The following is a 19717-nucleotide window of genomic DNA, read 5'->3' on the forward strand; positions in this document are numbered from 1 at the left end:
GGGGTTCTCGTCAGGGTTCGAGGACGACTTTGCCGGTGGTGGCGCGGGTTTCCAGGTCGTGGTGGGCGGCGGCCGCTTCGGCGAGGGGGTAGCGCTGGAGGGCGGGCCGGAGCCGGCCGGCGGCGGCTTCGGCGAGGGCGCGGGTTTCGAGGACGCGCAGGGGGTTGTCGCCGCCGGCCCGGCGGAGCATGGCGGGGCCGAGGACGTTCTCGGTGGTGACGGCGCGGGCGGTGAGGTCGGCGCGGTCGGTGTCGGTGAGGGGGATGGGGCCGGCGGACCAGCCGAAGACGAGGTGGAGGGCGCCGGGGGCGAGCAGGTCGAGGGCGGCGCGGGCGATGGGGCCGCCGACGGAGTCGAAGAGGACGGTGGCGCCGGCGGGGTGGTGTCGGCGTACGGCGTCGGTCCAGCCGGGGGCGGTGTAGTCGAGGGCGAGGTGGGCGCCGTTCGCTGCGGCGAGGGCGGTTTTGGCGGAGCCGCCGGCGAGGGCGACGACGGTGGCCCCGGCGCCCAGGGCGTACTGGACGAGCAGTGTGCCGATGCCGCCGGCGGCGGCGGGGACGAGGGCGACGGAGTCCGGGCCGAGGTCGGCGAACTGGAGGATTCCGAGGGCGGTGCGGCCGGTGCCGATCATGGCGACGGCCTGGGCGGGGTCGAGGCCGGGCGGTACGGGGTGCAGGCGGTCGGCGTCGGCGACGGCGTACTCGGCGTAGCCTCCGGGCGCGAATCCGAAGTGGACGACGACCTGGCGGCCGAGCCAGCCGGGGTCGGTGCCCGGGCCGAGGGCGTCGACGGTGCCGGCCACCTCGCGGCCGGGGATGGTGGGGAGTTCGGGGAGGGTGGGGGCGGGGCCCCGGGCGCCTTGGCGGAGGGCGGTGTCGAGGAGGTGGACCCCGGCGGCGGCGACGGCGATGCGGACCTGGCCGGGGGCGGGTACGGGGGTTTCGGTGCGCTCGTGGACGAGGTTCTCGGCGGGGCCGAAGGCGTGGAGGCGGATGGCGTTCATGGTGTGCAGGGTTTCCATGCGGACAGGCTCGGACCTGAAGCGCGGTTGAGGTCAAGGCTCTGGCGGCAGTCGGCTGCCGTTGTCAGTGGGGCGGGGGACGATGGGGGCATGGCGCGCAAGGGGCAGCAGGAGACGGTGAAGGCGGCGCGGCAACCGGAGGTGCGGCTGCCGGAGCTGAGTGCCTGGGAGGGCGGTGAGCTGGAGCCGGACGGGGACTACGACGGGCTGGAGTTCGCGGACCTGGACCTGGTGGGGCAGGAGGGCATCGGGGCCCGGTTCATGGACTGCGCGCTGCGAAGGTGTGCGCTGGACGGGACGGGGCTGGCGAAGGCGCGGATCCTGGACTCGGTGCTGGAGGGGGTCCGGGGGGTGGGGACGGACCTGTCGGGGGCCTCGCTGCGGGATGTGGAGCTGGTGGAGGCGCGCCTGGGGGGCTTGCAGCTGCACGGGGCGGTGTTGGAGCGGGTGGTGGTCCGCGGGGGCAAGATCGACTACCTGAACCTGCGGAAGGCGCGGCTCAAGGACGTGGTCTTCGACGGGTGCGTGCTGGTGGAGGCGGACTTCGCGGGCGCGGTGCTGGAGCGGGTGGAGTTTCGCGGGTGCGCGGTGCGGGCGGCGGATTTCACGGGGGCGCGGATGACGGACGTGGATCTGCGGGGGGCCGCGGAGCTGGGCATCGCGCGGGGGGTGGACGCGTTGTCCGGGGCGGCGATCAGCCCGTCCCAGCTCTTCGACCTGGCCCCGGCCCTGGCCGCGCAGCTGGGCCTGCGGGTCCTGCCGTAGCCCCCTGGCGGGGGCTGCCCCCTGGGCCGTCTCTTCCGGATCTTGCCTGACCCGCGTCCGAAAGAGACGACCTAGGCGGGCACGCGGGGGAAGCGGGCCTGGAGGGTCCAGATGGCGGGGTTGTCGGCGAGGCCGTCGTGCATGTCGATGAGGTCGGCGATCAGGTCGTGGAGGAAGTCGCGGGCTTCGCGGCGCAGCAGGCGGTGGCTGAAGGTCAGCGGTTCTTCCTCCGGCGGCATCCAGTCGGCCTCGATGTCGACCCAGCCGAAGCGGCGCTCGAAGAGCATGCGGTCGGTGGATTCGGTGAAGTCGAGTTCGGCGTACTGGCGGTGGGCGGAGCGGCTGCCGCGGGGGTCCTGGTCGAGCTGTTCGACGATGTCGCAGAGCGCCCAGGCGAAGTCGAGTACGGGTACCCATCCCCAGGCTGTGGACACTTCCCGGTCCTTGACGGTGTCGGCGAGGTACACGTCCCCGCAGAAGAGGTCGTGGCGCAGGGAGTGGACGTCCGCCGAGCGGTAGTCGGTCTGCGGGGGGTCCGGAAAGCGCCGGGAGAGGGAGTAGCCGATGTCGAGCACGTACCCGATGGTGTCACGGTGGGGCGGGTGTGTGGGACGGGACGTCGGTGGGGTGTCCTGGGCCGGGGGGATGACGGGCCGCGGGCCGCGTCCGGCAGCCGCCCCGGCGGGCATGGGCGGCTGCGGGCCCGCCTGCGGTGCGTGCCCCGCACGTCACGGACACGGCCCTGCCGGACCCCGCTCGGCGGCGGCGACGTCAGTGGACGTTGACGGCGCTCCAGGCGGCGGCGACGCGCGCGTACTCGGTGCTGCCCGGGCCGTAGAGCTCGGCGGCGGCCATGAGGGTGGCGGTGCGGGCGCGGGCGTAGTTGGTCGTGGAGGTCATGTGGGTGCTCAGGGCCCGGTACCAGATGCGGACGGCCTTGTCCCGGCCGATGCCGAGCAGCTTGGAGCCGTCGTAGGTGGGGGAGTCGTAGGAGATCTTGTTGATCTCCTTGGGGCCGCTGCCTTCGGCGAGGAGGTAGAAGAAGTGCCGGGCGGGGCCGGAGGCGGCGTACGGGTCGAGGGTGCCGATGTCGCTGGACCAGTAGTCGCGGGAGTGGCCGTCGAGGCTGGGGTGGTCCATGCGGCGCAGGGAGCTGCCGGTGAAGACGCGTTCGCCGATGAAGTAGTCGCCGACGTCGGTGGTGTTCTCGGCGAAGAACTCGATGGAGGTGCCGAGGATGTCGGCGGTGCCCTCGTTGAGGGCGCCCGGTTCCCCGGAGTACGTGAGTCCGGCGGTGGCGGCGACCACGCCGTGGGTGAGCTCGTGGCCGACGATGTCGAGGGTGGCGAGGGTCCGGCCGGTGGTGGGGTCGTCGCCGTAGTTGGCGCAGGAGCAGGACGGGTCCCAGAAGGCGTTGGGGTAGTTGCTGCCGTAGTGCACGCGGGAGGTGACGCCGGTGCCGTCGCCGCGGATGCCGTTGCGGCCGAGGACGCCTTTGTAGAAGTCCCAGGTGACGGCGGTGGCGTAGTGGGCGTCGACGCCGGCGGACTGACGGTTGGCGGGGGTGCCGGTGCCGCCCCAGTCGTTGTCGGGGTCGGTGAAGAGGGTGCCGCCGCCGGTCTGGTTCATGGCGTCGAGGGTGCGCTGGTTGCCGCGGGTGGTGTCGCGGAGCTGGTACGTGCTGCCGGTGAAGTAGGTGGTGAGGGGGACGGTGCCGGCGTGCTGGCTGTGGCCGGTACCGGTGCTGAGGGGGGCCGCAGTCGCAGCCGTGGCTGTGGCTGTGGCTGCGGTGACCGTCATGACGGCGGCGGCGGCCAGCAGGGCGGCGAGGCGGGTGCGGGGAGAGGGCGTCGGGTGGGTCACTCGGGCTCCTTCGCGGTGGCCGGGGTGGCGGCGCGAGTGAGCGTGACAGGAGAGCCCCCGTTTTTGGCAGGTCTGCGACAAGGATTTCGGGGATCCCGGCCGGGTTGTCCGAACAGCCCCCGCCCGGTGTCCGGAACCCGACGCCGCGGGGCGGCAGCCGCGTCAGGGCACGGGCCCCGTCAGGGCAGCAGGCGCTGTTCCTTGGCCACCGAGACCGCTCCCGCGCGGGTGTCCACGCCGAGCTTGTCGTAGATGCGGCCCAGATGGGTCTTGACCGTGGCCTCGCTGATGAACAGGGCCCGGGCGATGTCCCGGTTGCCCAGCCCCCGCGCCAGCTGGCCCAGGATGTCCAGCTCACGGTCCGTCAGCGTCGGCCGCGAGCCCCGCATGTGGGCCATCACGCGGCTCGCCACGGGAGGCGAGAGCGTCGTGCGGCCCGCCGCCGCCGAATGGATCGCGGAGAACAGCTCCTCGGGGCGCTCCGCCTTCAGCAGGTAGCCCGTGGCGCCCGCCGCGATGGCGCGGGTGACGTCCGCGTCCGTGTCGTACGTCGTGAGGACCAGGACGTGCGGGGGGTCGGTCACCGCCGTGATGCGGCGGGTGGCCTCGACGCCGTCGATGCCCTCGCCCAGCTGGAGGTCCATCAGCACCACGTCCGGGCGCAGCTTCGCCGCCAGGGCCACCGCCTCCTCGCCGCTGCCGGCCTCGCCCAGGACCTCGATGTCCGGCGCGCTCCCCAGCAGCGCCAGCAGGCCGGCCCGGACCACCGCGTGGTCGTCGCACAGGAGGATCGTCGTCATCGGGCCGGTTCCAGTCGTCATCCGGTGGGCTCCAGGGGGATCGCCGCGGAGAGGACCGTGCCCTCGCCGGGGGTGGATTCGAGGGTCAGGGTGCCGCCGAGCTGGCGGACGCGGGCGCGCATCGCCGGGAGCCCGTGCCCGCGGTCACCGGCCGCTGCGCGCGCACCCGGCCGCGGCTCGGTGAAGCCCTCGCCGTCGTCCGCGACGTCGAGGACCACCTGGTCGCCCAGGAAGCTCAGGGTCAGGGCCGCGGTCCGGGCGTGCGCGTGCTCGCGGACGTTGGCCAGTGCCCCCTGCGCTATCCGCAGCAGCGCCGACTGGACGCGGTCCGGGAGCGGGGCCGGCGTGCCCTCCAGGTGGAAGCGGACCTCGATGTCCGGGCCCGCGTCGAGCGCGCGCAGCGCTTCCGCGAGGCCGCCGCCGCCTTCGAGCTCCGGCGGGGCCAGGTCGTGGACGAGGCGCCGCGCCTCCGCCAGCCCGCGCGCCGCGATGCCGGTGGCGGTGCGGACGTGCGCGCGGGCGGTGGCCGGGTCGCTGTCCCAGGTGCGGTCCGCGGCCTGGAGCAGCATCTGCTGGCTGGACAGGTGCTGGGCGAGCGTGTCGTGGATCTCCATCGACAGCCGCTGCCGCTCGGCGAGGGTGCCCTCGCGGCGCTCGGTGGCGGCCAGCTCGCGGCGGGTGCGGATCAGGTCGTCGATCAGTGCGCGCTGGGACTCGGCCTGGCGCTCCATGTGGACGAAGACGGCGGTGGCGAGGGCGGCGATCGCGGGCGGGGCCAGCAGGAGGTTCGGGTCGAACTCCTTCGAGAGCTTGAGCTGGGCCGCCACCACGAACACGGTCAGCAGGGCCACGAGGACGATCGCCGCGCGGGGCGGCAGGGTGCGCAGGGCGGTGAAGAAGAGGGGGACGGCGCACCAGGCGAAGCTGGGCGCGAGGACGACCAGGATCACCCAGGTCGCCACCACCAGCCCGAGCCAGAGCATCCGCCGCACGGTGGGCGCGGCCCCGAGTGCGGGGCCGAGCACGTACAGCAGGGCCAGCACGATGCTGAGGGCGATGATCCAGGGGGTGCTCGGCGAGCCGGGGTGGCGCAGCAGGAAGCGGGCCACCGAGGCGCCGAGGAGCAGGAAGAACGCCGTGTGCATGACGGTCGCCAGGGTGCGCGTGTCGGCCTTCCCCGGCGTGCCGGGTGCGCCGGGCGGGCCCGGCGTCCGCGGCGCCTGTGGCGGGGTGCGGCTCACGTGGCTCACGGCGGGCTCCCGGGTCGGTGTCTGGCTCCTCCATCGTGCCTGGTCGTACGCGATGGCGCCGACCAGCCAATCCGTACCCGTACCCGGTCCGCATCGACCGATCGGTTGACCCCGGGGTCAACCGGTGCGGCAGCCGTCGCGAGCCGGTACGGGGACGGGTGGGCACCGGGTACGGGCCCAGGCTTGGAGCAGCAGGACGAGCCGACGCACTCAGCCGATGCACTCAGGAGCAGCAGACATGAACACCCGCACCCGCGTTCTCACCGGTACCGCCCTCGCCGTCGCGCTCGGCGCCGGGACCTTCGGCGCGGTCAGCGCCAGCGCCGCGCAGAGCGAGAACGCCCCGGCCGTCGCCGCCGCCAAGAAGGACGGCCAGCCGGACGAGAAGAACTTCACGACCACGACCCACCTCACCGTCGACGCCGCCACCCGCGCCGCCCAGGCCGCGCTCGAGGCCGCGCAGAAGGAGAACCAGAAGGTGACGGTCGCGGTCGTGGACCGCAACGGCAACACCATCGTCACCCTGCGCGGCGACGGCGCGGGCCCGCAGTCCTACGAGTCGGCGCAGCGCAAGGCCTTCACCGCCGTGTCCTGGAACGCCCCGACCTCGGTGCTCGCGGGCCGCCTCGCCCAGGCCCCGAACCTGAAGGACATCCCCGGCACCCTCTTCCTCGGCGGCGGCACCCCGGTGCAGGCCAAGGGCGCCCCGGTCGCGGGCATCGGCGTGGCCGGCGCCCCGAGCGGCGACCTGGACGAGAAGTACGCCAAGGCCGGCGCCGACTCCCTGGACAAGTAGTCCCCGGCCGGGAGCGACCCGGCCGCTTACTGTCCGGCGCGACCCGCGCGATCCGGACCCTGCGAAATCCGGCCCTCGTGGGAAACGGCCCGAAGTGCGACATCGGGCCCACATAGGATCGGGCGCGTGGAACACCGCGCGCTCTCCCGCCTCGCCGCCCCTGCAGCCGTCGCTGCCGCCCTGCTCGCCCTCACCACGGCGTGTACGGCCGGCACGGTGCAGGGGCGGCCGGGTGCGTCCGGGCTGCGCGACCCGTACTTCCCCAAGGCCGGCAACGGCGGCTACCAGGTCGAGCACTACGACCTGGACCTCGACTACGACCCCGCCGACGGGGAGTTGAACGCCACCGCCGTCATCACCGCCCGTGCGGAGCAGGGGCTCAGCTCCTTCAACCTCGACCTGAGCGGCCTGGAGGTCGAGGGCGTCACCGTGCAGGGCGAGGGTGCGCGGTTCAACCGGACCGGCCGGGAACTGACGGTGCGTCCGGCCGAGGACCTCAAGAAGGGCGAGGTCTTCCGGACGGAGATCGACTACCACGGCAAGCCGAAGCCCATCACGGATGCGGACGGCGCCAAGGAAGGCTGGATCACCACCGCGGACGGCGCCGTCGGGGTCGGCGAGCCGATCGGGTCGATGGCCTGGTTCCCCGGGAACCACCACCCCAGCGACAAGGCCACGTACGACATCACCCTCACCGTCCCCAAGGGCTACGAGGCGGTGTCGAACGGCGAGTTGAAATCCCGCACCGACACGGCCGGAGGGCAGACCGAGTTCGCGTGGCACAGCCGGGAGCCGATGGCGAGCTACCTGGCCACCGCCGCGATCGGGAAGTTCAAGGTGACCACCGGGCGGACCCCGTCGGGGGTCGCCCTCTACGAGGCCGTCACGCCCGCGGAGGCGGCCGCCGGTGCCCCGGCGCTGGCCCGGCTGCCGGAGATCGTGGAGTGGGGGAGCCGCAGGTTCGGCCCGTACCCCTTCGGCACCGCGGGGGCGATCGTGCTGCCGGCCGACACCCTCACGTACGCGCTGGAGACGCAGACCAAATCCGTCTTCTCCGGCGCACCCGACGAGAAGCTGGTCCTGCACGAGACGGCCCACCAGTGGTTCGGAGACTCGGTGTCGCCGAAGTCCTGGAAGGACATGTGGCTCAACGAGGGCTTCGCGACGTACGCCGAGTGGCTGTGGTCCGAGGACCACGGCGGGACGACCGCGCAGCAGTACTTCGACGCGTTCCTCGCGGGCGACACCGCGGTGGACAAGGACGCCGACAGCGACTGGGACGCCTTTCCTCCCGCCGATCCGCCCAAGGCGAAGGACATCTCCGACAGTCCGGTCTACTACCGGGGTGCCATGGTCCTCCAGCGGATCCGCCAGGAGGTGGGCGACGAGAAGTTCTTCGCCCTCCTGCGCGGCTGGGCCCAGGACCACAAGTACGGGAACGCGAGCACGGCCGAGTTCACCGCGTACGCGGAGCGGTCGACGGGGCACGACCTGAAGAAGGTCTGGGACGTCTGGCTGTACGGGGAGGGCCGGCCGAAGTAGGCCGCCCGTCGCGGCACCCGGCCCCACAGGGCCTTGTGATGCCCGCCGAACCGTGGCGAAGCCCCCTCCCCGGACGGCCGGGAGGGGGCTTCGCCACGGCTGCTGTCAGCCGCTCAGGCCCGGCCCGGGACTCAGACGTTGACGCCGAAGTCCTGGGCGATGCCGGTCAGGCCGGAGGCGTAACCCTGGCCGACCGCGCGGAACTTCCACTCGGCGCCGTTGCGGTAGAGCTCGCCGAAGACCATGGCGGTCTCGGTGGCCGCGTCCTCGGAGAGGTCGTAGCGGGCGATCTCGGCGCCGCCGGCCTGGTTCACGACGCGGATGTACGCGTTGCGGACCTGGCCGAAGTTCTGGCTGCGGGCGTCGGCGTCGTAGATCGAGACCGGGAAGACGATCTTGTCCACGTCGGCCGCGAGCGCGGCGAGGTTGACGTTGATGGACTCGTCGTCGCCGGAGCCCTCGCCGGTGCGGTTGTCACCGGTGTGGACGATGCTCTGGTCCGGGGTGGACTTGTTGTTGAAGAAGACGAAGTGACCGTCGGAGACGACCTTGCCCATCGCGTTGACCGCGATGGCGGAGGCGTCCAGGTCGAAGTCGACACCGGTCGTCGTACGGACGTCCCAGCCGAGGCCGACCGTGACGGCGCTGAGGCCGGGGGCCTCCTTCGTGAGCGAGACGTTGCCGCCCTTGGACAGGCTTACTGCCATTTTGACTGGTGTCCCTTCCTCGTCGCATGGCCGCGAGATTGTGGCCAAGGTACCGCTGACCTTCATAACGCGGGGAGGGGGGCAGTAGGTTCCACTCCGGGATTTCCCCGCGGATTCCCCCACCATTCAGCCGCGGAAATACGGGTGACGGGCATCGCGCGGGGCGGGATCATAGGGGGCATGCCTGGTCCCTATGTCATTCGCGGTTCGGTCGTGCTCCCCGAGGCGGAGCTCGCCTGGCGCTTCTCGCGATCCTCCGGGCCGGGAGGGCAGCACGTGAACACCTCGGACTCGCGGGTGGAGCTGCTGTTCGACGTCGCGGCGACGAAGGTGCTGCCGGACGTGTGGAAGGAGCGGGCGCTGGAGCGGCTCGCCGGCCGGCTGGTGGACGGGGTGCTGACCGTACGGGCCTCGGAGCACCGGTCGCAGTTGCGCAACCGGGAGATGGCGTTGGTCCGGATGGCGTCCGTGCTCGCCGAGGCCACCGCCCCGCCGCCGAAGGCGCGCCGCGCCACGAAGATCCCGCGGGGGATCAACGAGCGGCGGCTGCGGGAGAAGAAGGCCCGGGCGCAGACCAAGCGCGGCCGTACCGGCCGGGACTGGTAGCAGCGCAGGAGCTCAGCCCGCCAGGTGGCGGTAGCGGCCGCGGAAGTACGTCAGCGGCGGGGAGTCGGGGGACGGGAGCGCCGAGGTGAGGACGCGGCCGACGACCAGGGTGTGGTCGCCCGCCTCGACGCGGTTCTCCGTACGGCATTCGAGGGTGGCCAGGGCGCCCGTCAGCAGCGGGGCCCCCGAGACCTCGCCGCGTACGTAGGGCAGGTCCGCGAAGAGCAGCCGGTCGCTGATGCGGTTCTTCATCGAGAAGCGGCCCGCCACCTGGACCTGGTGGTCGGCGAGGACCGAGACCGCCCACAGGGGCTGCTCCGCCAGCAGGTCGTCCATCCGGGAGCCCTCGCGCAGGCTCACCAGGACCAGCGGAGGGTCCAGGGACACGGACATGAAGGCGGTGGCCGTCATGCCGATGTCCTCGCCGCCCGGACCGTCCGGTGTCAGCGGGTTCTCGTGTGCGGTGATCAGGCACACGCCCGCCGCCAGGCGGGACATCGCGGCCCGGAACTCGTCGTTGCTCACGCCCTCAGGATGAAGGGTGGAGGCGATCGGCATGGGTACAGGGGTCGTCTTCGGCACGCCCAGAACGCTAGTCTCGCCCTCCCGCGCCGCACATCGGGCCCGAGTCCGAGTCGCGTCCCGGCCCGTCGACCTAGGCCGCACCGGGCCCGGGCGTATCGTTTGCTCCCGGGAATGCAGGGGAGCGCTCCCGGATGCCACCACCCCCACTGCCCGCCTTTATTCATCTCATGTGACTTGAGTCACAGAGGGCAAGATTTGTTGACCCTGTGTACCTGGCGCACAGCTCACTGTGATTCAGTGGACGGGACACCGCAACGAAACGCCGATGACAAACCTGGAGTTGCTGTCGAGGTCTCGGGGAGAGCGAGCAATGGAGACCGAGTCGGAGCCGTACGTCCGTCTTGCGACCCTGCGGCAGCTTCACCAGGTGGTGGCCGAGCTCAATACGGCCAGAAGCCTGGCGGACACTCTGCAGACCGTCGTGGACGGCATTGTCGTTGGCCTCGGCTACCAGCTCGCCTGTGTCAACCTCGTACGCCCTGACGGGGATCTCGTCGTCGCCGCTTTCGCAGGCGACCCCGCCGCAGAAGCCCTCATCACCGGGCGCGTCGGCTCCCGCGCCTCCTGGGAGCGCCGTCTGACGATGGGGGAGAGCTGGGACGGGCTCCGCTTCATCCCGCACACCGAGGGCTGGGTCCTCCTCGAGGACGACGTGCCCCAGTGGCACACGGACGGACCCGATCCGCGCTTCGAGGACGAGTGGCACCCCGAGGACCGGCTCTACGCCCCCATGTACGCGTCCGGCGGGGAACTTCTGGGTGTCATTTCGGTGGACAGGCCGCGCAATGGGCGGCGCCCCGGCGCGTGGGGGCGCGAAGCGCTCCAGATGTACGCCTTCCAAGCCGCGATTGCGATCAGCAATGCACGGCTGCGCGCGAACATGCAGCGGGCCCTGGTCCGGCTGGAGCGCGAACAGCAGGCGCTGCGCGCGAGCGAGGAGTCGTTCCGGCAGGCCTTCGAGTACGCGCCCAGCGGCATGGCGATCGCCGAGATGGGCGGGGACCAGCACGGGCGGCTGCTGCGGACCAACGACGCGCTGTGCCGGCTGCTGGGCCGGCCCGCCTCCGTACTGCGCCGGTACTCCTTCTCCGACCTGGTCCATCCCGAGGACATCGGGACCCTGCTGCGCACCTCCGCCGAGGGCGGCCGGGCCGAGCTGCGGCTCGGACGGCGCGACGGCACGTACGTATGGGTGTCGCTGCGCAACTCCGTCGTCGCGGACGCCGCCGACGGGCCGCGCTTCCTGCTCACGCACGTGGAGGACATCGAGGAGCGCAAGCGCCACGAGCTCCAACTCGCCCACCGGGCCAGCCACGACTCGCTGACGGGTCTGCCGAACAGCGCGGAGCTGCGCGCCCGCCTCGGCGCCAGGCTGTGCCGCAGGCCGCAGTCGGTCCGCGCCACCGCCGTGGAGGCGCTCGACGCGGCCTACGAGGGGCACGGCGCCGGCGGGGCGCTCCCGGCCGGCGGGGGCGGCGGTGAACACGGCTTTCGGCCCGACGCCTTCCCCGAGCCCTTCGAGTTCCCCGGCGCGCCCGCGGCGCCCGGCGCCCCCGGGACCCCCGGCGCGGGGGCGGGCCCGTACGACCACCACGTGCACACGGTGGCGCCCGCGACGGACATCGACGACGGGACGAAGGGGCTCGCGGTGCTCTTCTGCGACCTCGACGGGTTCAAGTCGATCAACGACCGGTTCGGGCACCACACGGGTGACGCGGTCCTCATCGAGGTGGCCCGGCGGCTGACGACGGGCGTCAGGGACGGTGACACCGTCGCTCGGCTGGGTGGTGACGAATTCGTCGTCCTCGCGGACGGACTGGGCGCCGCCGACGCCGCCGACCTGGCCGTCCGGCTGCGCAACGCGATCATCCCGCCGATCCGCGTGGACGGCCGCGCGGTCCGTGTGGGCGCGAGTTTCGGCATCGGATGGGCCAGCTGCGGCATGTCGGCGGACGAGGTGCTGCGCTCGGCCGACCAGCGGATGTACATCGAGAAAAGGTCCCGTTCCAAGGCGCACCGCCGGGCCGGATGAGGCGATCGGCCGCCCGTGGGTGCACGTGTTCGGGGTAGGCTCCCGTGGGTTGAAAGGAGTGACCTGCGATGACGACGCCCGCGAACCACGGCTCGAACAGTGGGGCGAACCAGCCCGAGGACGACGACCCGTTCGGCTACCTCTACGCGGACGGCCAGGCCGCCGGAGCCACCCCGCCCGCGGCGGGCGGTGGATACGGCTACCCCGGCCCGACGGTCGGTGGTCAGCCAGGCGTACAGCCCGGTGTCCCCCGTACCTCCTACAACCAGGTGCGCACGGTCGGTGAGCGGACGTACGGCGGCCAGCGGGGCGCCCAGGTTCCGCAGCAGCAGCCGCCGGCCTACCAGGCCCAGTACCAGGCCCCTGAGGCCCTCCAGGCGGGCGGCTACGGGGTTCCGCCGCAGCAGGGGCAGACCACGGCGACGATCCCGGCGCCGGGCGGTCACGGCGGAGGCAGCGGTTCCAGCCGCAAGGGCATGCTCATCGCGGCGGTCGCGGTGGTCGCAGCGGTCGCGATCGGCATCGGTGCGGCCGTGACCTTCGGCGACAAGGACAAGGACAAGAACGACAAGGGCAACACGGCGGGCGGGCAGCAGTCCGCGCAGCCGCAGAACTCGTCGTCCGCGCAGCCGAGCCCCTCGACGTCCCCGGAGGCCCCGCTGCCCAAGGCGGACGCCTCGGGTGCGGGCATGTCCCTGACCGGCGGCGCACACCTCGAAGGCACGGTCCCGGGCGCGAAGAGCGCGGGCGGCCAGTACGTGGGCGGCCTGAACGCCGCCGGTGCGGCGGCGACGTGGACCGTGGACGTGGCCAAGGCGGGCCAGTACAAGCTGAAGATGGTCTACGGGGTGCCGGGCAAGGACGCCAGCACCACGCTGACCATCAACGGCGAGGCGCAGTCCCGGCCGGTCAACATGAAGAACTTCTCCCAGGCCAAGCCGGGCGAGTGGGACAAGGGCTGGACCAACACCTGGTCGCTCGTGACGCTCAAGCAGGGCACGAACACGATCAAGATCTCGTGCGAGGCCGGGAACCAGTGCGAGGTCAACCTCGACCAGCTCTGGCTCGAGAAGGGCTGATCGGCCCCCCCGCAGCCACCCGGCCACGGCGGCCTAGCGCTCCGTCAGCTTCACCGACCCCCGTACCTCCTCGTAGGTGCGGGGGTCGAAGTCTCCTGCCGTCGGGGCGTGGACCGTGGCCGCCGAGAGAGCCACCGCGCGGGTCAGGCGGGCCGGCCAGTCCAGGCCCTCGATGAGGGCCGACAGGAGGCCCGCCACCGCGGAGTCGCCGGCTCCGGTCGGGTTGCCCGCCAGGGCGCGCGGCGGGGCCGCCTGCCAGGTGCCCTGGGGGGTGGCCGCCAGCAGCCCGCCCGGGCCGAGCGAGGTGACCACGGCGTGCGCGCCGCGGCGGCGGGCGTCGCGGGTGGCCTGCAGCGGCTCGCAGGAGCCGGTCAGCTCGGCGAGTTCGGCGGCGTTCGGCTTGATCATCTCCGGGCGGGCGGCGACCCCGCGGCGCAGGGCCTCGCCGCTGGTGTCCAGGAGGACCGGGACCCCGGCCGCGCGGGCGGCCCGTACGAGCACCGCGTACGCGCCCACCGGCACGCCCGGCGGGAGGCTGCCGCACAGGGCGACCGCGCCGGCGCCGGCCAGCAGCGCCTCGTAGCGGGCGAGGAACTCCGCCCACTCCGCGGAACTGATCGGCGGGCCGGGCTCGTTGAACTGCGTGGTGTCGCCCGAAGCCTCGTCGACGACGGCCAGGGTGCGCCGGGTGGTGCCCGCGCAGGGCACCAGAGCGTCCGTCACCTGCGGGGATGCGGCCAGCAGTTCGCGTACGACGGCGCCGGTGCGGCCGCCCGCGAAGCCGGTCGCGGTGACCTCGTGGCCGAGTGCGGCCAGTACGCGGGCGACGTTGAGGCCCTTGCCGCCGGGTCTCTCGGTCACGGCGGTGACCCGGTGGGTGGTGTGCGCGATCAGCTTCGGCACGTGGTGGGTGACGTCGAGTGCGGTGTTGAGCGTCACGGTCAGGATCATGGCAGGCCCCGGTCTCGGTGTGTGCCGGGATCATGCCAAACAGCAGTACGGGCGGCCCAGTCCCGTGGGCCGCCCGCTGCCTCCCATACCCGCTCAGACCAGCGGATCCACGATCCATTCGCCGCGCCGCATGACGCCCTTGACGTCGAACTCGGCGTCCAGGACGACCAGGTCGGCGTACTTGCCCGGCTCCAGCGAGCCGACCTCGTCGTACAGGCCGATCAGCTTTGCGGGGTTCACGGAGATCGCCTGGACCACGGACTCGACGGGCAGCTTGTCCAGCGTCACCGACCGCTTGAACGCGGTGTCCAGGGTCAGCGTGGAGCCGGCGATCGAACCGCCCTCGACGAGGCGGGCCACGCCCTCCTTGACCTCGACCTCCAGCGGCCCGAGGTGGTAGATCCCGTCGCCGAAGCCCGCCGCGTCCATCGCGTCGGTGATCAGCGCCACGCGGTGCGCGCCCGCGTGGTGGAAGGCCAGCTCCAGCATCGCCGGGTGCAGGTGGGTGCCGTCGTTGATCAGCTCGACGGTGACCCGCTCGTCCTCCAGCAGTGCGGCGATCGGGCCGGGTGCGCGGTGTTCCATGCCGGGCATCGCGTTGTACAGGTGGGTGGCCACGGTCGCGCCCGCGTCGATGGCCTGGCGGGTCTGGTCGTACGTGGAGTCGGTGTGGCCGATCGCGGCGATGACCCCGTGCTCGGCCAGCAGCCGTACGGAGTCCAGCCCGCCCGGGAGTTCGGTGGCGAGGGTGAACATGCGGGCGGCGCCGTGCGCGGCGTCGATCAGCTTGCGGACCTCGGCCGGGTCGGGGTCGCGCAGCAGCTCCTCCTTGTGCGCGCCCTTGCGGCAGGGGTTGATGAACGGGCCCTCGAAGTGGATGCCCGCGATCTCGCCCTGCTGGGTCAGCTCGGCGAGCAGCCCGGCGCGGCGGGCCAGTTCGTCGAGGTCGCCGGTGACGGTGGAGGCGACGAGCGTGGTGGTGCCGTGCTCGCGGTGGGTCCGTACGCCCTTGAGGACCTCCTCGGCGGTGCCGGAGGTGAAGGAGGCGCCGCCTCCGCCGTGGTTGTGCATGTCCACGAAGCCGGGGACGATCCAGTGCCCGGACAGGTCGACGGTCCTCGCGCCCTCGCCGGCGCTGCCGGCGATGCGCTCTCCGTCGACGATGACGCGGCCGCCCGCCACGGTCCCGGTGGGCAGCACCACCCTGGCGCCGGAGAGAACGGTGCTGTGTGCGCTTCCGGACATCAGGCAGGTACCTCCGTGGCGAGTAGGTCCCAGGCGAGCAGCCCTGCGCCCAGGCATCCGGCGGTGTCCCCGAGGGCCGCCGGAACGATGTCGGGCAGCCGCTGGAACGTCACGCGCTCCTCGACGGCCTTCCGTAGTGGTGTGAACAAGGTTTCCCCTGCCTCCGCGAGCCCGCCACCGATGATCAGCGTGCGCGGGTCCAGCAGGGTGATCGCGGTGACCAGGCCGTCGGCGAGGGCGCCGACGGCGGCCTGCCACACCTCGCGGGCGCGCGCGTCGCCGGACTCGACGGCCTTGGCGCAGTCGGCGGCGTCCGCGTCCCGGTCGCCGGAGGCGCTCGCCCAGGCGCGGCTCACGGCGGACGCGGAGGCGAGCGTCTCCAGGCAGCCGTACTGGCCGCAGCCGCAGGCGGGGCCGCCGGGGCGGACCACGATGTGGCCGATCTCGCCGGCGTAGCCGTGCGCGCCGGCCTCGATGCGGCCGGCGATGCCGATGGCTCCGGCGATGCCGGTGCCGAGGGGGACGAACAGGAAGCGGTCGGCGCCGCGGCCGGCGCCGATGCGGCCTTCGGCGAGTCCGCCCGTGCGCACGTCGTGGCCCAGGGCCACCGGGAGGGAGCCGAGCCGCCTGCTGAGCAGCTCGCGCATCGGAACGTCGCGCCAGCCCAGGTTCGCCGCGTAGACGGCGATCCCGTTCTCGGCGTCGACGATGCCGGGGACGGCGACGCCGGCCGCGCAGGCGGGCACGCCGAAGCGCTCGCGGCCGAGCCCGGACAGCTCGGCGGCGAACTCCAGGATCGTCTCGACGACGGCGTCGGGGCCCCGGTCGCGGCCGGTGGCGCGGCGCGCTTCGTGGAGCAGGGTGCCGTCCTCGGCGATGAGGGCGGCCTTCATCCCGGTGCCGCCCACATCGAGGGCGATGACGTGCTTCACGGCGTGTTTCACGGGTTTCACAGGTGACAGTCTCGCGTGCTCGGCGGGGAAAGGTCTAGTCCATTGGAAGGGATTGTTGAGCTGCCATACAAATTCGCGACCTCGGCCGGGCCACGAACCGGACACGGTGCGTTTCCCGATGTGGACGAGCCGCCAAAGTGGTGTAGACCTTACGTGGATCGTACGTACAACAAGGGGTGGATCGAGAACTGTGAAGGGCCGTTACCTGAGCCTGGCCGCGACCGGAGCCGCGCTGGGCCTGACCGCCGTGGCGCTGAGCGGGTGTGGAGCCGTGGGGAGTCTCACCGGGGACAACGAGGTGACCCTGCGGGTCGTGGCGGCCGACTACGGGGACAATCCGAAAAACTCCTCGTCGGGGTACTGGAAGGACCTCGCCGCCGGCTTCGAGCAGGACCACCCCGGCGTCAAGGTCGAGGTCAGCGTCTACTCCTGGTCGGAGGTCGACGCCAAGGTCGCGGCGATGGTCAAGGCGGGCAAGGCCCCCGACATCGCCCAGATCGGCGCCTACGCCGACTACGCGGCCGCCGGCAAGCTGTACACGGCGGACGAGCTGCTCTCCGTCACCACCGAGGCCGACTTCCTGGCGCCGCTCGCGGACGCGGGCAAGGTCAGGCGCGTCCAGTACGGCATGCCGTTCGTGGCCAGCACCCGGCTGCTCTTCTACAACGAGAAGCTGCTGACGGACGCCGGGGTCATCGCGAAGGACGCCAAGGGCGGCTGGCAGCCGAAGAGCTGGGCCGACCTGGAGGCCGCCGCGAAGAAGCTCAAGGCCGCGGGCGTGGCGACGCCGTTCGCGCTGCCACTGGGCCGCGAGGAGGCGCAGGCCGAATCGATGATGTGGATGCTCTCCGGCGGTGGCGGCTACACCGACAACGAGGAGGCGTACGCGATCGACTCCCCGGAGAACGTCAAGACCTTCGAGTTCCTGCGCGACAAGATGGTCGGCCAGGGGCTGACCGGGGCGACGGAACCGGCGAAGACGGACCGCCGGGCCGCGTTCGACGCCTTCGCGCGGGGCGAGGTCGGCATGCTCAACGGCCACCCCACCCTGATCAAGCAGGCGGGTGAGAAGGGCGTGAAGTTCGGCATGGTGGCCATGCCGACCGCCGACGGGACCGAACACCCCACGATGGGCGTCGCGGACTGGGTGATGGCCTTCAAGAACGGCCACCGCAAGGAGTCCGGGAAGTTCCTGGACTACCTGTACGAGGCGAAGAACGTGACGGCCTTCACCAACAAGTACGACCTGCTGCCGGTCACGACGAGCGGCTACCGGGCCGTGGACTCCGGTGCGGGGGGCGCGGCCCCGCAGCTGAAGACGTTCCTGCAGGCGCTGCCGAACGCCCGGCTCTACCCGGTCGGCAAGAAGTCCTGGGCCGGGGTGAGCGAGGACGTCAAGCAGAACATCGGCAAGAGCGTGCAGCCGGGCGGTCAGCCGGCGAAGGTCCTCGAGGACATCGCGCAGGCGGCGCGCAAGGAGGACGCCCACTGAACGGGCGCGTACGTACGGGCCCGTACTGAACGGGCCCGTACGGAACGGCCCGGATGCGGGCGCCCGCCGCCCGGCGGTGGGCGCCCGGTGGCTGTCGGAGGGCGGCGTTAATCTGGCGGTATGACGGACGACGGGAGCCCGGACGGGAGGCCGGCCGAGGGGCTGACGGCCGCCGAGGCCGCGGTGCTCGCGTACGAGGGACGCACCTGGCCCGGGCCCGGGGCCAAGGAGCGGGCCATACGGGAAGGGCTGGGGATGACCCCGGTCCGCTACTACCAGCTGCTCAACGTGCTGATGGACGACCCGAGGGCGCTGGCCCACTCACCCGGAACCGTCAACCGGCTCCGCCGCATCCGCGAAGCCCAGCGGGCCCGGCGCTGACGCATCGGCGCCCACGGGCCCGCCGCGCGCCGTAGCCGTGGCCCGGCGGGGCCGTTAGGGTCGTCCGTATGGGGAGCCATCCGCACAGCCTGCCGATGCCCGTCACCGCCGCCGGACGCGAGGGCCTCGAAGCCCTCCTCCGCGCACCCCGCCGATCCGTGGTCGCGCTCGACTTCGACGGCACCCTCGCCGAGATCGTCCCGGACCCGGACCAGGCGCGGGCCCACCCGGGAGCCGTCGGGGCGCTGGCCGCCCTGGCACCGGAGGTCGCCTCGGTGGCCGTGATCACCGGCCGGCCGGCCGGGGTCGCGGTGCGCTACGGGGGCTTCGCCGGGGCTGCCGGCCTCGAACACCTGGTGGTCCTCGGCCACTACGGGGCCGAGCGCTGGGACGCGGTGAGCGGCATCGTGCACGCCCCGGCCGAGCACCCGGGAGTCGCCGCCGTACGGGCGGAGCTGCCGGGGTTCCTCGACTCCATCGGCGCCTGGCGCGGCACGTGGATCGAGGAGAAGGGCCGGGCGCTGGCCGTCCACACCCGGCGCGCCGAGGACCCCGAAGCGGCCTTCGCCGCGCTGCGCGAGCCGCTGGCCGAGCTGGCGGCGCGGCACGGGCTGATGGTGGAGCCGGGGCGGGCGGTGCTGGAGCTGCGGCCGCCGGGGATGGACAAGGGCGTGGCCCTGACCGAGTACCTGGCGGAGACGGGCGCCGAGGCCGTGCTGTACGCGGGGGACGACCTGGGCGACCTCGCCGCGTATGCGGCCGTGGAGAAACGGCGGACCGACGGCCTGCCGGGGCTGCTGGTGGCCAGTGGCTCGGCCGAGGTCCCCGAGCTCGCCTCCCGGGCCGATCTCGTCCTGAACGGCCCCAGCGAGGTCGTGGCCTTCCTGGCCGCCCTGGCCGAAGCCGTCCGCAGCTGACGCAGCCCCGCGCCGGCCCACCTGCACTACCCAGCCGGTCTTTGAGTACGTGCACTCATGTCCCGCCGCCCGGCGGTTCCTATCGTCGGGTCCATGGACACGGACACGGACCCGACACCTGACAGCGCGAAGGCGGCAAGCCCCCGGCGCCCGGGCGGCTGCGCCACGGCGCTGCTCGTCCTCGCGGTCCTGGCCCTGGTGGGAGCCGTGGCGCTGGCCGAGATCGCCAAGGGTCTGCAAGGCGGCGGGCACCTCGACAACGGCGGCACCTCCGGCAGCGTGTCGAACCCGCTCGGCCCCGGCGCGACCGCCCGGTACATCGACGACCTGGAGGTCACCGTCAGCCGGCCCCGCCGCGAAGCCGGGGGCACCTACCGCTTCACCATCACCTACGCCAACGGCACCGACGAGGTGCTGCACCCGGGTGGCCGGTCGGAGAAGACCGGCGTCAGCACGATCGCCAACGCCCCCGTCGTCGTGCGGCCGGGCGAGTCCCACGAGGGCTACGCCACCGACCACCGGCTGACCTGGCTCAACGAGGACGAGGCGGCGTCCGCCCTGATGCCGCCCCTCGGCAAGGGCGGCAAGCGGACCGTCGTGGTGAAGGTCGTGCCCGGCAGGCAGGGCACCCCGGTCACCGTCGAGGTCGCTCCCCCGTCCGCCGGCTTCCGCGAGACCGCCCACTGGCAACTCGTCCTGGACTGAGCCTCGCGAGGCCCGGGCCGCCGGGGG

General features: G+C 72.8%; 20 protein-coding genes. 10 read left to right on the forward strand and 10 right to left on the reverse strand.

What is annotated here, in order from left to right; genetic code table 11:
• Positions 1–10 precede the first annotated feature (10 nt).
• On the reverse strand, positions 11–1003 hold the full coding sequence (locus ACFYXK_RS24150; protein ID WP_389413069.1) for a zinc-binding dehydrogenase: 993 nt from the start codon (positions 1001–1003) through the stop codon (positions 11–13).
• Between the two features lie 108 nt (positions 1004–1111).
• Between ACFYXK_RS24150 and ACFYXK_RS24155 the strand changes: the two genes are divergently transcribed.
• On the forward strand, positions 1112–1786 hold the full coding sequence (locus tag ACFYXK_RS24155; protein ID WP_389412965.1) for a pentapeptide repeat-containing protein: 675 nt from the start codon (positions 1112–1114) through the stop codon (positions 1784–1786).
• 71 nt (positions 1787–1857) lie between these two features.
• On the opposite strand, the gene ACFYXK_RS24160 is transcribed toward ACFYXK_RS24155, so the two are convergent.
• From ACFYXK_RS24160 to ACFYXK_RS24175, 4 genes are all read right to left on the reverse strand, one after another.
• Positions 1858–2361 (reverse strand): hypothetical protein, encoded by a 504-nt coding sequence (locus ACFYXK_RS24160; protein WP_383517060.1) that lies wholly within the window; start codon positions 2359–2361, stop codon positions 1858–1860.
• A 196-nt stretch (positions 2362–2557) separates the two neighbouring features.
• The gene (locus tag ACFYXK_RS24165) at positions 2558–3649 is read right to left on the reverse strand and encodes a M4 family metallopeptidase (RefSeq protein ID WP_389412966.1); all 1092 of its coding nucleotides are present in this window, start codon (positions 3647–3649) and stop codon (positions 2558–2560) included.
• A gap of 179 nt (positions 3650–3828) precedes the next feature.
• Positions 3829–4470, reverse strand: a complete 642-nt coding sequence (locus ACFYXK_RS24170) for a response regulator (RefSeq protein ID WP_383517056.1) — start codon at positions 4468–4470, stop codon at positions 3829–3831.
• Positions 4467–5699, reverse strand: coding sequence for a sensor histidine kinase (locus tag ACFYXK_RS24175; RefSeq protein WP_389412967.1), 1233 nt, complete (start codon positions 5697–5699; stop codon positions 4467–4469). Before ACFYXK_RS24175 ends, ACFYXK_RS24170 begins: the two co-directional genes overlap by 4 nt.
• Before the next feature lie 238 nt (positions 5700–5937).
• Between ACFYXK_RS24175 and ACFYXK_RS24180 the strand changes: the two genes are divergently transcribed.
• Both ACFYXK_RS24180 and ACFYXK_RS24185 read left to right on the forward strand, forming a co-directional pair.
• Positions 5938–6495: a heme-binding protein gene (locus ACFYXK_RS24180; protein ID WP_389412968.1), complete on the forward strand. Its 558-nt coding sequence runs from the start codon at positions 5938–5940 to the stop codon at positions 6493–6495.
• Between the two features lie 126 nt (positions 6496–6621).
• Positions 6622–8037 carry a M1 family metallopeptidase gene (locus tag ACFYXK_RS24185; RefSeq protein WP_389412969.1) on the forward strand — a complete coding sequence of 472 codons (1416 nt, stop codon included), beginning with the start codon at positions 6622–6624 and terminating at the stop codon, positions 8035–8037.
• A 131-nt stretch (positions 8038–8168) separates the two neighbouring features.
• Here the strand turns inward: ACFYXK_RS24185 and ACFYXK_RS24190 are convergent, their stop codons facing one another.
• Entirely contained in the window at positions 8169–8744 is a 576-nt protein-coding gene (locus ACFYXK_RS24190) for a TerD family protein (RefSeq protein WP_053786562.1), read from the reverse strand.
• A gap of 180 nt (positions 8745–8924) precedes the next feature.
• On the opposite strand from ACFYXK_RS24190, the gene arfB reads away from it, so the two are divergent.
• Positions 8925–9350, forward strand: coding sequence for an alternative ribosome rescue aminoacyl-tRNA hydrolase ArfB (gene arfB, locus ACFYXK_RS24195; RefSeq protein ID WP_383517050.1), 426 nt, complete (start codon positions 8925–8927; stop codon positions 9348–9350).
• Between the two features lie 12 nt (positions 9351–9362).
• On the opposite strand, the gene ACFYXK_RS24200 is transcribed toward arfB, so the two are convergent.
• The gene (locus ACFYXK_RS24200; protein WP_389413070.1) at positions 9363–9908 is read right to left on the reverse strand and encodes a flavin reductase family protein; all 546 of its coding nucleotides are present in this window, start codon (positions 9906–9908) and stop codon (positions 9363–9365) included.
• 337 nt (positions 9909–10245) lie between these two features.
• Between ACFYXK_RS24200 and cdgB the strand changes: the two genes are divergently transcribed.
• Positions 10246–11967 (forward strand): diguanylate cyclase CdgB, encoded by a 1722-nt coding sequence (cdgB, locus tag ACFYXK_RS24205; RefSeq protein WP_389412970.1) that lies wholly within the window; start codon positions 10246–10248, stop codon positions 11965–11967.
• 68 nt (positions 11968–12035) lie between these two features.
• Entirely contained in the window at positions 12036–13046 is a 1011-nt protein-coding gene (locus tag ACFYXK_RS24210) for a CBM35 domain-containing protein (RefSeq protein WP_389412971.1), read from the forward strand.
• A gap of 33 nt (positions 13047–13079) precedes the next feature.
• On the opposite strand, the gene ACFYXK_RS24215 is transcribed toward ACFYXK_RS24210, so the two are convergent.
• From ACFYXK_RS24215 to ACFYXK_RS24225, 3 genes are all read right to left on the reverse strand, one after another.
• Complete coding sequence (locus tag ACFYXK_RS24215; RefSeq protein WP_389412972.1) at positions 13080–13997, reverse strand: 1-phosphofructokinase family hexose kinase; 918 nt, start codon at positions 13995–13997, stop codon at positions 13080–13082.
• Positions 13998–14090: 93 nt separating this feature from the next.
• The gene (gene nagA / locus ACFYXK_RS24220) at positions 14091–15242 is read right to left on the reverse strand and encodes an N-acetylglucosamine-6-phosphate deacetylase (protein ID WP_389412973.1); all 1152 of its coding nucleotides are present in this window, start codon (positions 15240–15242) and stop codon (positions 14091–14093) included.
• Complete coding sequence (locus ACFYXK_RS24225) at positions 15242–16174, reverse strand: ROK family protein (protein ID WP_389413071.1); 933 nt, start codon at positions 16172–16174, stop codon at positions 15242–15244. The genes nagA and ACFYXK_RS24225 overlap by 1 nt, the downstream gene beginning before the upstream one ends.
• Before the next feature lie 211 nt (positions 16175–16385).
• On the opposite strand from ACFYXK_RS24225, the gene ACFYXK_RS24230 reads away from it, so the two are divergent.
• From ACFYXK_RS24230 to ACFYXK_RS24245, 4 genes are all read left to right on the forward strand, one after another.
• Positions 16386–17687, forward strand: a complete 1302-nt coding sequence (locus tag ACFYXK_RS24230) for an extracellular solute-binding protein (protein WP_389412974.1) — start codon at positions 16386–16388, stop codon at positions 17685–17687.
• Between the two features lie 120 nt (positions 17688–17807).
• Positions 17808–18068 (forward strand): DUF3263 domain-containing protein, encoded by a 261-nt coding sequence (locus tag ACFYXK_RS24235; RefSeq protein ID WP_389412975.1) that lies wholly within the window; start codon positions 17808–17810, stop codon positions 18066–18068.
• 68 nt (positions 18069–18136) lie between these two features.
• Positions 18137–18985, forward strand: coding sequence for a trehalose-phosphatase (otsB, locus tag ACFYXK_RS24240; protein WP_389412976.1), 849 nt, complete (start codon positions 18137–18139; stop codon positions 18983–18985).
• Positions 18986–19078: 93 nt separating this feature from the next.
• Complete coding sequence (locus ACFYXK_RS24245) at positions 19079–19690, forward strand: hypothetical protein (protein ID WP_389412977.1); 612 nt, start codon at positions 19079–19081, stop codon at positions 19688–19690.
• Positions 19691–19717 lie beyond the last annotated feature (27 nt).

Source organism: Streptomyces sp. NPDC002209 (assembly GCF_042890265.1).
Lineage (GTDB): Bacteria > Actinomycetota > Actinomycetes > Streptomycetales > Streptomycetaceae > Streptomyces.